The following is a 14809-nucleotide window of genomic DNA, read 5'->3' as shown; positions in this document are numbered from 1 at the left end:
AGATGTGTTGCTTGATGGGGCTGCGTTTGCAATAATAATTACACTCGCAGTTTTGATAGCAAAATTAAATGACCCTCACCGAACTCAAGTACATTGTCGCCCTGGCCCGGGAAAAGCATTTTGGACGCGCTGCGGATGCCTGTTTTGTCAGTCAGCCCACCTTGTCTGTGGCCATCAAAAAGCTTGAAGAAGAGCTCAGCGTGTCTTTGTTTGAAAGAGGTTCCAACGAGGTGTCATTGACGCCAGTGGGAGAGCGCATTGTGGTTCAGGCGCAGCGCGTGCTTGAAGAGGCGTCTGCAATCAAGAGCATTGCACAGCAGGGTATGGATCCGCTGGCAGGTCCGCTGCGTGTGGGTGTTATTTACACCATTGGCCCCTATTTGTTGCCAGGCCTGGTTTCAAGCATGATTGAGCGCGTGCCCTCGATGCCGCTGGTACTGCAGGAAAATTTCACAGTACGCCTGCTCGAGCTATTGAAACAAGGTGAAATTGATGTTGCAGTTTTGGCCCTGCCAATTAATGAGTCTGGTTTTGTGATTCAGCCTCTGTACGACGAACCCTTCATGGTGGCCCTGCCGAAGTCTCACCGCTGGGCTCACGAGAAAACCATTAATTCGGATGATTTGCGCAGCGAGAATATGCTGTTGCTGGGCACTGGTCACTGTTTCAGGGACCAGGTGTTGGGTGTGTGCCCCGAACTGTCCCGGTTTTCGCAATCGTCTGAAGGCATTCAACGTACATTCGAGGGTAGCTCGCTTGAAACGATTCGCCATATGGTTGCTTCCGGTGTGGGAATCACCGTGCTACCGTCCAGTTCTGTACCCAATCCCGTTCCCAAAGAAAGTTTGTTGACTTACATTCCTTTGGCCGACGATGACACGCGTCGCACAGTTGCGCTGGTATGGCGCAAAAGTTTTGGACGGCGTGAGGCCTTGGAGGCCTTGCGCGATGCAATCATGGAATGCGACCTGAACGGTGTTGAGTTTCTGGATGCGCCGCAAATGGTGCGTTAAGTGATGCTCGTTCTGAACAAGGCGCGTCTGCGAGATTATTACCTGCTATTGCGCCTGGATAAACCTATCGGAATTTTGCTGTTGATGTGGCCGACCCTGTGGGGTTTGTGGATGGCGGCCGAGGGCATGCCGCCTTGGCATGTGCTTTTGATATTTGTCGCTGGCGTCGTATTGATGAGGTCTGCAGGCTGCGCGATCAATGATTACGCGGATCGCGATATTGATTTGCATGTCGAGCGAACCCGCAACAGACCCTTGACCAGTGGCCGAATTGGTGAAAAGGAAGCCCTATTGCTGGCGGCTGGCTTGGCGATTTTGGCTTTGTTGATTACCTTGCCTTTGGGGTGGCCGGTTATTTTGATGAGTATCCCTGCTGCTTTTTTGGCAGGCAGCTACCCGTTCACCAAGCGGTTTTTCCCGATGCCCCAGGCCTATCTTGGCATTGCTTTTGGTTTCTCAATTCCGATGGCTTTTGTAGCAGTGCAGGGCAGTGTGCCCTTGCATGCCTGGCTTGTATTTGCAGCCAATGTATTTTGGACGGTGGCTTACGACACTGAATATGCCTTGGTCGACAAACCGGATGATTTAAAACTGAATATTAAAACCGCTGCAATTACTTTGGGCCGATATGATGTGGCGGGAATTGTAGTGTGTTACGCAGTTAGCTTATCAATTTGGGCTTGGGTTGCCCGCTCACAAGCCTTTGGCCCTGCTTTTTGGTTGGGTTGGGTGTGCGCGGTGGGCATTGCGGTGTACCACTTCACGTTGATCCGCAATCGCGACCGCGCTCTGTGTTTCAAGGCTTTTCTTCACAACAATTGGCTTGGGGCCGCGCTGTTTGCGGGTTTGGTCTTTCAGTATCTTTAAGGGCGTTTACTTGGCACCTTTTTGTAGCTCAACCGCACGTGTACACGCCGCCTTGGCTGCGCTGTTAATGGCGTCTTGAACGCCGAGTGCGCGCAACTGTTCCAGGCCGGCAAAGGTGGTGCCTCCTTTGCTGGTGACCTTCTCTCGCAGGGTGGCAAATGAATCATCCGACTGCTTGGCCAGCGTGGCTGCGCCCAAAAAGGTCTGGCTCACCAACAGGTTGGCTTGTGATTCATTGAATCCCAGGTTTTTCGCAGCCTCTGCCAATGCTTCCATCAGAAAAAACACATAGCCAGGACCACTGCCTGAAATGGCTGTGACTGCGTTGATTTCATCTTCCTCGTTTAATATCAGTACTTCGCCGCAACTGCTGAAAATTTGCTGGGCGATGTTGCGATCTTCGACGGAACAATTCGAGGTGAAAAACAGTCCAGAGATACCCTGCGATACCAAGGCGGGTGTATTGGGCATGCAGCGCACCACGCGTGCATTACCCTGTTGGCTCCAGTTCTGTATTTGAGCCACGCTGACACCTGCGGCAATGCTGATTATCAGCGCCCTGCTCAAATGGGCAGCCTGATTATTCAGTACGCTTTGCATCATTTGGGGTTTTACCGCAAGCACCACGATTTCCGGGGTGAAATCGCTTGGCCAGTCGGTGGTGCATTGAATGTTCAAAGTGGACATTTTTGCTGCTGCCTCAGGGCTGGGATCCACCACATGAAATGTGCTGGCCGATACGCCGCTGCCAATTAATCCGCCAAGAATGGCGAAAGCCATATTGCCGCCGCCAATGAATAGAGTGTTCTGCATAGTGATTCCGTATATTTATTTCGAATAGTTGCGTGCACCGAACAAGGCTGAGCCCACGCGCACGCAGCTTGAGCCGCATTCAATCGCCAGTTCCAGGTCTGCAGACATACCCATTGAAAGCGTGTCCATGCGCAAACCTTTGGAGTTGATTGAATCGAAGATCAACTTGCACTTTAAGAATTCGGCTTTCAATTGATCCACGTTGTCTGTGTTGCTGGGAATGGTCATCAGGCCGCGCAGTGCAATATTTTTCAGACTTTGAATTTGTAGGCACAAATCGGCGGCCTGTTCTGCATTGACTCCCGATTTACTGTCTTCGCCGGAGGTGTTGATTTGCACCAGCACATTCAGCGGTCCCAGCTTGTCTGGTCGTTGATCCGACAATCTTTGTGCAATTTTCAAGCGATCAACGCTGTGCACCCATGAAAAATTTTCCGCAATCGGTTTTGTTTTGTTGCTTTGAATGGGGCCAATGAAATGCCATTCAAGGTTGGCATTGATTGTTTGCGCATTGGGGTGATCAGCCAGCTGGGTGATTTTATCTAAGGCTTCCTGCAGGTAATTTTCACCAAAAGCGGTTTGTCCACAGTTGTAAAACTCAAGGATGTCACTCAAGGGAAAAGTTTTACTGACCGCCAGCAGCTTCACAGCCGAACCGGGTCGACCAGCTTTGCTGCATGCGTTTTCAATCCGGCTTTGAATGTCAGCCAATTGTGTGGCTCGGCTCATGTTGCATCAATTCAATGCTTAAAAGGAGATTATAGCCACATGACACTGACCGAATTGTTGACCTGGGCTGTGGAGGAACATGCATCGGATTTGCATTTGTCGGCAGACATGCCGCCGATGATTCGTGTGAATGGTGAAATGCGCAGATTAAGCGACTCTGTTTTGGGGCATCGCGAGATTTACCGATTGATTCAGGGATCAATGACAGAGGCGCAATGGCAAGGCTGGGAGCAGTCGCATGAATGTGATTACAGTTTTTCGATCGAAGGACTTTCACGGTTTCGTGTGAATGCGTTTATGCAGTGCAGGGGAGCAGCGGCAGCATTTCGCGTGGTACCCAGCCGTGTAAAAACGCTGGAAGAGCTTGAGGCACCCGCCGTGTTTCGTCAAATTGCGCGTGAACCCAATGGACTGGTTCTGGTTACCGGCCCCACCGGCTCGGGCAAAAGCACCACTTTGGCTGCAATGGTTGACGATGTAAACCGCAACCAAAAGGCGCATATTTTGACCATTGAAGATCCGATTGAGTTTACACACACGCCGATGAACTGTGTGATAAACCAACGCGAGTTGGGTGAACACACCCATTCATTTGGTGCCGCTTTGCGCTCCGCCCTGCGAGAGGATCCGGACGTGATTCTGGTGGGGGAAATGCGTGATCTTGAAACAATTCAATTGGCATTGACCGCCGCTGAAACCGGGCACTTGGTGTTTGCCACTTTGCACACTTCTTCTGCCCCAAAAACCATCGATCGCATTATTGATGCATTTCCATCGACCGATAAAAGTATGGTGCGCGCCATGTTGTCGGAATCGTTGCGTGCTGTGATCTGCCAAACCTTGTTGAAAAAGCAAGGGGGTGGGCGCGTGGCTGCACATGAAATCATGATGGCTACACCACCGATTCGGAATCTGATTCGCGAGGGCAAGGTGGCACAAATGTTGTCGTCAATTCAAACGGGTTCGCAGCACGGGATGCAGACCATGGAGCAGGCGGTACAACGGCTTTTGATGACTGGAAAGATTACTCGAGAAGTGGCGATGAGCGTTATTTCGGGATCCAACCAACCTTAAGCCTTTGGGGTTTACAGGTAAACTTGCTTTTCAATCAACACTTGAAAGGCAATTCCCATGGCAAGCAATGTGTACGAGTTTTCAAGCAAAACCCTAGACGGTAAGCCGCTGAGCCTGGCTGATTTTCAGGGCAAGGTGCTGTTGATTGTGAACACAGCCAGCAAGTGTGGCTTTACCCCGCAGTACGAAGGCTTGCAGGAATTGCACAAGGAATTGGGCCAGAAGGGTTTGGTGATTATCGGTTTTCCCTGCAATCAGTTTGGTGGACAGGAGCCCGGTACTGAAGAGGTGATTGCCAGTTTTTGCCAAAAAAATTACGGCGTTGATTTTTTGATGGCAGAGAAGGTGGATGTGAAAGGCAGCGATGCACACCCCTTGTTCAAGTACCTGACTTCTCAGGCCAAAGGCATTTTAGGCACCGAGGCCATCAAGTGGAATTTCACAAAATTTTTGGTGCGCAAGAATGGTGAGGTTTACGACCGCTACGCCCCCACCACCAAGCCCGCTGATTTGAAAGCCGACATTGCCAAGCTGTTGGCAGAGTGATTTAGCTTTCTTCTGGCGGTTGTTCCGTGGTTGCCCGTGGTCGATACACCCCACGGGTCAACGGAATTTCAAACAGGCGGCATTCAATGGGTCCGTTGAACAAGGGGCGTTTGCGCTTGGGGCTGAGTCCCAGCGTTTTCTTGATTTCCAGATCGCCGGAGAACAAAAATGCGGTCCAGCCGGAAAAATTCATTTTCAGATGATCGCCGTAGGCCTTGAACAGTCGCTCATAGGCTTCATCTTCGGGTACATCCGCACCTTTGGCGCGCACACGTTCGCCGTAGGGTGGATTGCTGAACACAATGCCGCTTGGTGACGGAGGTTCTACGGTGAGGGCATCGCGCTGCGCGAACTGAACAATACCCGCGTCCAAGAGTTCTTCGAAACCGGCACGTGCCAGATTTTCCTGGGCAATGTCAATCAACAGTTCAGTGATATCGCTGGCGTACCATTGGAAATAAGGTGTGGTGAGCGCTTTGTCCAATCCTGCATTGAAGCGGCGATTGGCGTCTTCTTGAAGTTCTTTGCCCCACTCGGGGGTGAAGGGTTTCAGGTTTTCAAAAGCAAATGCCCGCTCCAGGCCCGGGGCACGATCGCACAGCTGGGAAAGTGATTCGATCACCAAAGTACCACTGCCGCAAAATGGATCCAGAAACACATCGGCATTTTTGCCAGCTTCGCTTTGGCGCGCAATGTGCCACAAACCGGCAGCCAGGTTTTCTTTCAAGGGAGCCACGCCAGCTTCTTCGCGCCAGCCGCGCTTGAATAGGTTCTCACCAGCCAGATCGATGTACACCATGGCTTCAGTGGGGTTAATGGCTGCGAAAATTCGTACATCGGGTGCTTCAACGCTGACATTCGGACGTTCATCGAAACGTTCGAGAAATGCATCGCACACCGCATCTTTCAAGCGAAGTTGGGTGAAGCGAACACTTTGAATGTCAGCACCCAGGTTGTTCAAATCCACGCGGAAGGTGTTGGAAAGCTTGAACCAGTTGTGCCAATCAACAGATTTGGCAATGTGATAGAACTCATCTTCGCTGGTGCACTCTCCTCGTGCCAGTTCAAGCCCGATGCGGCCTGCAAACCGTGTCCAGTAGGTCATGCGGGTGGCTTGGCGCCAGCTGGCCTCGAATGTACAACCACCAGTGACTGCGCGGGTTTTTTGAGCACCCATGCTTTCCAGTTCAGCGACCAGAATTTCTTCCAGACCACGCGGGCAGCTTGCAAAGCAGTTGAACACACTCTGTTTGGTGGAGTTGTGTTGCTGACCGGCGGGTTTGCCGGCGTTGTTCGGCTTGGAATGATTCGGGTTTGAATAGGGCATGAATTACTTTAAAAATTAGAAAGGTTTAACAACCACCAGAATGATGGCAATGGCCATGAGTACCACAGGTACTTCATTGAACCATCGGAAATAGGTGTGACTGCGGGTATTTTGGCCTGCTTCAAATTTGCGAAGAATGCGGCCACAACTGTAGTGGTAACCGGCAATCGCGAAAACAACGAAAATTTTCGCGTGTAGCCAGCCGCTTTGTCCACCCACGCCAATTTGGTAGACCCCCACCAGCGCAAAACCAAGTAACAAGGCAGGAATCGCCAAAAGGGTCATGAACTTGTAAAGCTTTTTCGCCATTTGCAGCAGGCGTGCTGTGGCGGCGGGCTCTGTTTCCATGGCCATGTTCACGAAAATTCTGGGCAGGTAAAACAAACCTGCGAACCAGGAAGCGACAAACAAAATGTGAAAGGCTTTCACCCAAAGGTAACCGTCCATGTACTGCTCCAGTTAGTTTTGAATCAATCAGTTTCTTGTTTCACCGTGGCCAAACACCACGTACTTTTGGCTGGTCAGGCCTTCAAGGCCTACCGGGCCACGCGCATGAATTTTGTCGGTTGAAATACCGATTTCAGCACCCAGGCCATACTCGAACCCGTCTGCGAAACGAGTAGAGGCATTCACCATGACGGAGGCTGAATCCACTTCACGAATGAAGCGCATGGCGTGGCCGTGGTTTTCAGTCACGATGCTGTCGGTGTGATGCGAGCCATAGTGGTTGATGTGCGCAATGGCTTCATCAAGACTGTCGACCACCTTGATCGACAAAATGGGCGCCAAATATTCAGTGCTCCAGTCTTCCTCAGAAGCCGCTTTCACGCTGGGCAACAGTGCCATGGTGCGTTTGCAGCCACGCAGCTCAACACCTTTGGCTGCATAACGCTGCGCAAGTTCCGCCAACGCTGGCTTGGCCACATGGGTGTGAACCAGCAGGGTTTCCATGGTGTTGCAGGTGCCGTAGCGATGGGTTTTCGCGTTCTCTGCAATATTGACTGCATGTGTGAGGTTTGCAGACTCATCAATGAATACATGGCAAATGCCGTCGAGGTGCTTGATCACAGGCACTTTGGCATCGCGGGAAATACGCTCAATCAGACCTTTGCCTCCACGGGGAACAATCACGTCTACGTACTCGGTCATGGTGATCAATGTACCCACAGCAGCGCGGTCGGTGGTGTCAATAACCTGCACAGCATCCGCTGGCAGGCCCGCTGCTTCCAAACCTTGGGCAACGATTGCGGCCAAGGCCTGGTTGCACCGGAATGCCTCAGAGCCGCCGCGCAAAATGGTGCTGTTGCCTGATTTGATGCACAGGCCAGCCGCATCCACGGTCACGTTCGGGCGACTTTCATAAATAATTCCAATAACGCCCAGCGGCACGCGCATTTTTCCCACTTGAATGCCGGAGGGGCGGTTCTTGAAGTCAGTCATCTCGCCGATCGGGTCAGGCAGCTGGGCAATTTGTTCCAGGCCTTCGGCCATGGTTTCGATGGCCTTGTCACTCAAAGCCAAACGATCCAGCAACGCGGCGTCCAGGCCATTCGATTGAGCCTGAGCCATGTCGGCTTGATTTGCCTTGGTTAACGCAGCTTTGTTGGCCCGAATCAGCTTGGCTGTTTCAAGCAGCGCAGTATTTTTGGCGTGCGTGTTGGCTTTGGCCATGTAAACAGCGGCTGCGCGGGCCTTTTTGCCGATGGCCAGAATTTGTTGTTCGATACTCATGTTACTTGCTCTTTCAGGTGTTCCAAAGTTCGGGCGGTTCAATGCCCGCCACGCCTAGGCCTATAATCTCAAACAGGGTCCAGGGGTTGCCCTGTTTCATGCCTTTGATGGTTTTTTCGGCGGCATAACACCAAGCGGTCAGTTTTTGAAGGCTGCCAGGGTTGTGGCGTTTCAGGGCGGCTGCAATGTGATTTTGCCGCTGTCCCCAAATTCTATTTTGTCGGCAGGCATCCGACAAAGACATTCCGCGCCGCATGGCTTGCTGTGTGTCGCGAATGGCACGAATTTCTTCTTGCAAGGCCCAAAGTACCAAAGTGGGGGCTTCGCCTTCGGCTTCCAGTCCCTCCATCATTCGGGTAATTCGCTTGGCGTCCCCGGCCAGCAAGCTGCCACCAAGGTCGAACACGTTAAAGCGTGCAGAATTGGCAACCATGCCTTGCACCTGTTCAATGGCCACAGCTCCTTGGTGCTCAAGCGCCAGCTTTTCTATGGTTTGGTGTGCCACCAGCAGGTTGCCCTCGGTTTTCTCGGCCAACCAACTGCAGGTTTCCCGGTCCAGTTGCACACCTTTGCGTTTTGCGGCTTGCGCGATCCAGCCGGGCAGGGTGTCTGCACCCACCGGGCGACAGGCTATCTCGCATCCTTTTGCCAGCAAATCAGCAAAACCGGCACTTTTTTCCTGGGTTTTATTCAGTTTGGGAGCGCTCACCAGCAGGTAATGCCCGGTGTCACCGGCAGCGATCCACTGCGCTGCTTTGCCCAAGGCTTCCGCAGCTTCCTTGCTGAGTTTGGGTTGATTAATTCGCAAATCAACCAGCGAAACATCGCCAAACAGGGAGGCTTCAGCAAACAGCGATAAAAACTCCTGTGGGTCAAATTGCCGATCCACTTCAACAATATGTCGCTGGTAATCGGTTTGTTTTTTCAGTCGTTGACGGTACAGGTCGGCAGCCTGGGTCGCAAACAGGGGTTCATCTGTAAATACGCACAGCAGTTGTGGCAAAGCGGTGTTTGCGCCGTCGTTCAACCAGGTGTCAAGCGCAATCTGTTTCACTTCGCCGTTTGCCCCTTTGGTCCCAACTGCAAGGCGCTAAGCCGCCCGGTAATCTGGCGTGCAATGTCACGTTGCATTTCAGTGTACAGCTGGTTTTCCTCGGCTTCCTTGCCCAAAATTTGATCGTCGGTGTAAGTCAGTTCCCGGCGTTGGCTCAGTTGGCTGGTGGCAATCAGGAAGTCTCCGTTTTTGTCCACCACGCTGTAAAGCAGTTCATAGGTAATTCGTACCTCACGGGCGCGACCAGTTGCACTGAAGGTGACGATACTGCGATCTCGTGCTTCGCTGATCAAATTCAACTTCAAAGGGGCACCTTCAGGTGGGTTCACCTTCAAGTTCAGAATCTGAAGTTGCAAGTCCATGTTGCGGTTCATTTCAGAATTTTCCATGCCGCGCAATTCGATTTTCTCAAAGTCGAAGTTGTACTGGCCACGCAACTGGAAGCCGCAGGCGGTCAGTGCCAGGGTTGTTGCCAGTAGGGCGATGGTTTGAAAAAATCGTTTCATAAAGACTCGCTTGTTGTTGGGGTCGATCTTAAACAACGATATTGACCAGTTTGCCGGGCACCACAATCACTTTCTTGGCGGGTTTGCCTTCCATGAATTTTTGCGCTGCTTCGTTGGCCAGCGCGGCGCTCTCGATGCTGGCTTTGTCCGCGTCGGCGGGAACCTCAATGCTGCCTCGCAGTTTTCCATTCACTTGCACCATCAAGGTCAATTCTGAACGCACCAAGGCGTTCTCGTCCACCTCGGGCCATGGTGCATCCAGAATTTGGCCATGTGCCGCACTGTAATTCAGGCTGGCCCACAGGTGGCAGGTAATATGCGGCACGATCGGGTACAGCACGCGCAACAAAATGCTCAGGCCTTCGACCAGTACTGCCTGGTCGGCTGGTGATTTTGGCTCATTGGCGAATGCATCCAGCGTGTTCAGCATTTTCATACCGGCTGACACCACGGTGTTGTACTGGTGGCGGTCGTAGTCGAAATTGGCCTGTTTCAAAATTTCATGCACATCGCGGCGGGTATTCTGCGCCGCTTTGCCCAATTCTGTGGCGTTCAGAGCGGGCTGGGCCTTGATGGCTTCTTGCTGATTCAAAGCCAGTTGGTAAAGGCGTTTCAGGAAGCGGTGTGCGCCTTCCACGCCAGAGTCGCTCCACTCCAGGCTTTGCTCGGGTGGTGCAGCAAACATGGTGAACAAGCGCGCTGTGTCGGCGCCGTACTGGTCGATCAGGGCCTGTGGGTCGATGCCGTTGTTTTTGGACTTCGACATTTTTTCAACGCCACCAATGTGCACTGGTGCACCACTGTTGCTGAGTTTTGCCGAGACCGGGCGACCTTTGTCGTCAAACTCAACCGAGACATCGGCCGGATTGATCCAGGTTTTTTTTCCGTTGGCTTCTTCAGTGTAATACGTGTCGTTCAGCACCATGCCTTGAGTCAGCAGGGCGGTGGCGGGTTCGCGGAATTTCACCAGGCCCAGGTCGTTCATGACCTTGGTCCAGAAGCGGCTGTACAGCAGGTGCAGAATGGCATGCTCAATACCGCCGATGTACTGGTCCATGGGCATCCAGTAGTCGCTGCGTTCATCGGTCATGGTGTTTGCGTCGTTGCACACATAACGCGTGAAATACCAGCTGGAGTCGACGAAGGTGTCCATGGTGTCGGTTTCACGGCGCGCCAAACTGCCGCACTTCGGGCATTTGCATTCATAAAATGCAGCGCTTTTGGCCAAGGGGTTGCCGCTGCCATCGGGTACCAGGTCTTCGGGCAACACCACAGGCAGGTCTGCCTCTGGTACAGGCACATCGCCGCAGGTGTCGCAATAAATCATGGGAATGGGGGTGCCCCAGTAGCGCTGGCGTGAAATACCCCAGTCGCGCAGGCGGAACTGAATACGCTTTTCGCCTAGGTTGTTGGATGCAAGCAGCTCGGCCACCTTATCGACAGCTGCGGAGTAATTCAGGCCATCCAGCGGACCACTGGCCACGCAAACACCACGTTCTTTGTCGCCATACCACTCAGCCCATTCAGCGTTGTTGAACACTTCGCCTTTCACGCTGATCACTTGTTTGATCGAAATGCCGTACTTCAAAGCGAATGCGAAATCGCGTTCATCGTGTGCGGGCACACCCATAACCGCGCCATCGCCATAGCTCATCAATACATAATTACCCACCCAAACGGGTACGCTGTCACCGGTTAACGGGTGTGTGACGGTGAAACCAGTGGGCATGCCCTTCTTTTCCATCGTGGCCATGTCGGCCTCGGCCACGCCGCCAGCTTTGCATTCAGCGATGAATGCCTGAAGTTCAGGATTGTTTTCGGCAGCCAGCGCAGCCAGCGGATGCTCAGCCGCCACGGCGCAAAAGGTGACACCCATGATGGTGTCGGCACGTGTGGTGAACACATACAGCTTGCCTTCTTGAACCAATTCACCCGCGGTGTTTTTGATCTCATGCGGGAAAGCAAAGCGCACGCCGGTGGATTTGCCAATCCAGTTTTCCTGCATCACTTTGACCCGGTCGGGCCACTGAAGACCATTCAAATCTTCGAGCAATACATCCGCGTAATCGGTAATCGCCATGTAGTACATGGGAATATCACGCTTCTCGACCACGGCTCCGGATCGCCATCCTTTGCCGTCGATCACCTGTTCATTGGCCAGCACGGTTTGGTCAATTGGATCCCAATTCACGGTGCCTGTTTTTTTGTAAACAATGCCTTTTTCGAGCATCTTCAGGAACAGCCACTGGTTCCACTTGTAGTAATCGGGTTTGCAGGTGGCCACTTCCTTGGACCAATCAATGGCCAGGCCCATCGATTCCATCTGTTTTTTCATGTAATCGATGTTGCTGTACGTCCAAGCCGCGGGTGGTTTTCCGTTGGCCATGGCTGCATTTTCAGCGGGCATGCCGAACGCGTCCCAACCCATGGGCATCAGGGTGTTGTAACCCTTCATGCGCTTTTGGCGAATCATGACGTCGTTGATGGTGTAGTTGCGCACATGCCCCATGTGTAACTTGCCGCTGGGGTAGGGCAGCATTGAAACGCAGTAATACTTTGGCTTTTGCTTGCCGCTTGCGTCTTTGGCGAAAGCCTCAGCCCTGTAGGCGTCTGATTCTTTCCATTGGCCTTGAACGGCATTTTCAATGTCTTGGGCGGCGTATTTGTCGAGCATGGTGCGTGGAAACTTGGGTATGAATTTTGAATGCGGGCGGGGCCGTGCCGGGTGGGGCAGGCCAATCGGTCATTATATCGGGCTTTTTCGTTTTTTACGGGCAAGGCAGGTGGGGCAATCACTGTTAAAATCAACAGCAAAACCCATTTTTGATGTGAGAAGCCGTGTCTTTACTTGATAGCCTGAACCCTGAACAACTGGCAGCCGTCACCTTGCCCCGTGAATCGGCACTGATTCTGGCAGGGGCTGGCAGTGGCAAAACCAAGGTGCTCACAGCTCGCATTGCGTGGTTGATTCAAACCGGGCAGGTGGGCCCCAATGGGGTATTGGCGGTTACCTTCACCAATAAGGCGGCCAAGGAAATGCTGCACCGCATTTCAACCATGCTGCCGATTAACACTCGCAGCATGTGGGTGGGTACTTTTCACGGCCTGTGCAATCGCATGTTGCGGGCCCACTGGAAGGAAGCCGGATTGCCGCAAGCCTTTCAGATTCTGGACATGCAAGACCAGCTTTCCGCGATCAAGCGGATGTACAAAGTGCTGGGTATTGATGCTGAAAAATTTCCGCCCAAACAGTTGAGCTACTTCGTCGGTTCGGCGAAAGATCAAGGTTTGCGCCCCAAAGACGTCGAGGCGCACGACGAATACCACCGCATGATGGTTCGCTTGTACGAGGCCTATGAAGCCCAATGCCAGCGTGAGGGGGTCGTTGATTTTGCCGAGTTGTTGTTGCGTTCATTCGAACTGTTGGGCGCAAACCCGGCGTTGCGTGAACATTACCAGGCTCGTTTCAAATACATTTTGGTGGACGAGTTTCAAGACACCAACAGCTTGCAATACAACTGGTTAAAGCGGCTGGCTGGTCCCCAAGGCTGCATTTTTGCAGTGGGCGATGATGACCAATCCATTTACGCCTTCCGCGGTGCGCGCGTGGCCAACATGGTGCAGTTTGAGAATGATTTCAATGTGCAGAATCGCATCAAGCTGGAGCAAAACTACCGTTCAGTTGGCAATGTGTTGAAAGCAGCCAACGTGCTGATTGCGCACAACAAAGCCCGTTTGGGAAAGGAGTTGTGGACCGAGGCCGGCGAGGGTGAGGCAATCCGGGTGTATGAGGCCACGAGCGATCAGGATGAGGCGGCTTTTATCATCGATCGAATTAAAAAACTGGTGCTTGAGGAAGGTTACGGTAGATCCGATATTGCGATTCTGTATCGCTCGAACGCTCAATCCCGCGTGGTGGAACAAGCCTTGTTCAATGCCGGCATGCCTTATCGTGTGTACGGCGGTTTGCGCTTTTTTGAACGCGCTGAAATCAAGCACGCACTGGCTTATTTGCGTTTGATGGACAACGCAGACGACGACAACTCTTTTTCACGCGTTGTGAATTTTCCTGCGCGTGGCATTGGTGCACGTAGCGTGGAGCAACTGCAAGACATTTCCACGGCGCAGGGCACTTCGCTGTACCGTGCCATTCATCGCATGGAAGGTCGGGCGCAGGCCGGTTTGAAAAAATTTGCCGATTTGATCGAGCGCATGCGATTTGAAACACGTGGCTTGAGCCTTGCCGATTTGGTCGATAAGGTAATCAATGAATCAGGTTTGGTGGCTCATTTTCAGGCCGACAAAGATGGTGAAGACCGTGTTGAAAACTTGAAAGAATTGGTGAATGCGGCTGCCTCGTTCGCGATTGCTGAAGGTTATTACCAAGATGCAGCGGCCACGATGGTGGACGAAGAAAAGTTGATTACGCCGCTGGCTGATTTTCTTTCTCATGCCTCGCTTGAGGCGGGTGACAACGCAGCGGCGGCGGGTCAAGAGGCCATTCAATTGATGACAGCGCATTCCGCCAAAGGGCTGGAGTTCCAATGCGTTTTTGTGACGGGTTTGGAAGAAGGGTTGTTTCCGCATGAGAACAGCATCGGCAATTCCGTGGAGGGTGGCGATGGCACCAGCGTAGAGGCCGTGGAAGAAGAGCGTCGCTTGATGTATGTGGCCATTACCCGCGCACGGGAACAACTGTTTTTAAGCCATGCACAGCAGCGAATGTTGCACGGGCAAATTCGTTACCACCTTCGTTCTCGTTTTCTCGATGAGTTGCCTGAAGAGGTATTGAAATGGCTTACTCCAAAACGTGCGCACATTGCCAGCCAGGGTTGGGATGCGCTTGATTCCAAAGTGTGGGGGCAAAATAAAACGCTCAACGTGGGTTACAGCAACAAAGCCGCCAAGCGACCCTACGACATCGGCACGGGTGTGAATCATGCCAAGTTTGGTAGCGGTGTGGTGGTGGCTTACGAAGGTGAAGGTGACGACCAAAGAATTCAGATCAACTTTGGTCGCCAAGGCATGAAGTGGCTAATGCTGAGTTTGGCGAAGCTTGAGCGGAGCTAATGTTCTGAACCTGAAGGGGCGCCGCTGCTTTGTGTTGCCCAATCGGCGGCGGTGTTTCGATCGCCTCGCCTTCAAGAAA

13 protein-coding genes are annotated in these 14809 nt (G+C 52.6%); 5 read left to right on the top strand and 8 right to left on the bottom strand.

The window, feature by feature from the left end; genetic code table 11:
- Nucleotides 1-68 precede the first annotated feature (68 nt).
- Together B4N58_RS10615 and ubiA are read left to right on the top strand one after the other, a co-directional pair.
- Nucleotides 69-1013: a LysR substrate-binding domain-containing protein gene (locus B4N58_RS10615; RefSeq protein ID WP_008252690.1), complete on the top strand. Its 945-nt coding sequence runs from the start codon at nucleotides 69-71 to the stop codon at nucleotides 1011-1013.
- A 3-nt stretch (nucleotides 1014-1016) separates the two neighbouring features.
- Entirely contained in the window at nucleotides 1017-1880 is an 864-nt protein-coding gene (gene ubiA, locus B4N58_RS10610) for a 4-hydroxybenzoate octaprenyltransferase (RefSeq protein WP_291749106.1), read from the top strand.
- Nucleotides 1881-1886: 6 nt separating this feature from the next.
- Here the strand turns inward: ubiA and proC are convergent, their stop codons facing one another.
- Both proC and B4N58_RS10600 read right to left on the bottom strand, forming a co-directional pair.
- The gene (proC, locus tag B4N58_RS10605; protein WP_291749012.1) at nucleotides 1887-2693 is read right to left on the bottom strand and encodes a pyrroline-5-carboxylate reductase; all 807 of its coding nucleotides are present in this window, start codon (nucleotides 2691-2693) and stop codon (nucleotides 1887-1889) included.
- A gap of 15 nt (nucleotides 2694-2708) precedes the next feature.
- Nucleotides 2709-3422 carry a YggS family pyridoxal phosphate-dependent enzyme gene (locus B4N58_RS10600; RefSeq protein ID WP_291749009.1) on the bottom strand — a complete coding sequence of 238 codons (714 nt, stop codon included), beginning with the start codon at nucleotides 3420-3422 and terminating at the stop codon, nucleotides 2709-2711.
- 39 nt (nucleotides 3423-3461) lie between these two features.
- On the opposite strand from B4N58_RS10600, the gene B4N58_RS10595 reads away from it, so the two are divergent.
- Both B4N58_RS10595 and B4N58_RS10590 read left to right on the top strand, forming a co-directional pair.
- Nucleotides 3462-4496, top strand: a complete 1035-nt coding sequence (locus tag B4N58_RS10595) for a type IV pilus twitching motility protein PilT (RefSeq protein ID WP_008252421.1) — start codon at nucleotides 3462-3464, stop codon at nucleotides 4494-4496.
- Between the two features lie 57 nt (nucleotides 4497-4553).
- Complete coding sequence (locus B4N58_RS10590) at nucleotides 4554-5042, top strand: glutathione peroxidase (RefSeq protein WP_105029632.1); 489 nt, start codon at nucleotides 4554-4556, stop codon at nucleotides 5040-5042.
- 1 nt (nucleotide 5043) lies between these two features.
- Here the strand turns inward: B4N58_RS10590 and B4N58_RS10585 are convergent, their stop codons facing one another.
- From B4N58_RS10585 to leuS, 6 genes are read right to left on the bottom strand one after another with little or no spacing between them, the layout of a single operon-like run.
- Nucleotides 5044-6369: a THUMP domain-containing class I SAM-dependent RNA methyltransferase gene (locus tag B4N58_RS10585; protein ID WP_291749004.1), complete on the bottom strand. Its 1326-nt coding sequence runs from the start codon at nucleotides 6367-6369 to the stop codon at nucleotides 5044-5046.
- A 15-nt stretch (nucleotides 6370-6384) separates the two neighbouring features.
- Nucleotides 6385-6816, bottom strand: coding sequence for a CopD family protein (locus B4N58_RS10580; RefSeq protein ID WP_008252415.1), 432 nt, complete (start codon nucleotides 6814-6816; stop codon nucleotides 6385-6387).
- A gap of 27 nt (nucleotides 6817-6843) precedes the next feature.
- A complete protein-coding gene (locus B4N58_RS10575) occupies nucleotides 6844-8100 on the bottom strand; it encodes a glutamate-5-semialdehyde dehydrogenase (protein WP_291748999.1) in 1257 nt (418 codons plus the stop codon).
- 13 nt (nucleotides 8101-8113) lie between these two features.
- Nucleotides 8114-9154, bottom strand: a complete 1041-nt coding sequence (gene holA, locus B4N58_RS10570) for a DNA polymerase III subunit delta (RefSeq protein WP_008252412.1) — start codon at nucleotides 9152-9154, stop codon at nucleotides 8114-8116.
- Nucleotides 9151-9660 (bottom strand): LPS assembly lipoprotein LptE, encoded by a 510-nt coding sequence (gene lptE, locus B4N58_RS10565; protein WP_008252410.1) that lies wholly within the window; start codon nucleotides 9658-9660, stop codon nucleotides 9151-9153. Before lptE ends, holA begins: the two co-directional genes overlap by 4 nt.
- Nucleotides 9661-9688: 28 nt before the next feature.
- A complete protein-coding gene (gene leuS, locus B4N58_RS10560; protein WP_291748995.1) occupies nucleotides 9689-12334 on the bottom strand; it encodes a leucine--tRNA ligase in 2646 nt (881 codons plus the stop codon).
- Nucleotides 12335-12498: 164 nt separating this feature from the next.
- Between leuS and B4N58_RS10555 the strand changes: the two genes are divergently transcribed.
- Nucleotides 12499-14730, top strand: coding sequence for a UvrD-helicase domain-containing protein (locus B4N58_RS10555; protein ID WP_291748992.1), 2232 nt, complete (start codon nucleotides 12499-12501; stop codon nucleotides 14728-14730).
- The last annotated feature ends 79 nt before the right edge of the window (nucleotides 14731-14809 follow it).

The organism is Limnobacter sp. UBA3528 (genome assembly GCF_002377005.1).
Classification (GTDB): Bacteria; Pseudomonadota; Gammaproteobacteria; order Burkholderiales; family Burkholderiaceae_B; genus Limnobacter.
Note: the sequence above shows the minus strand (reverse complement) of the source record. Positions and strands in the feature narration are given on the sequence as shown.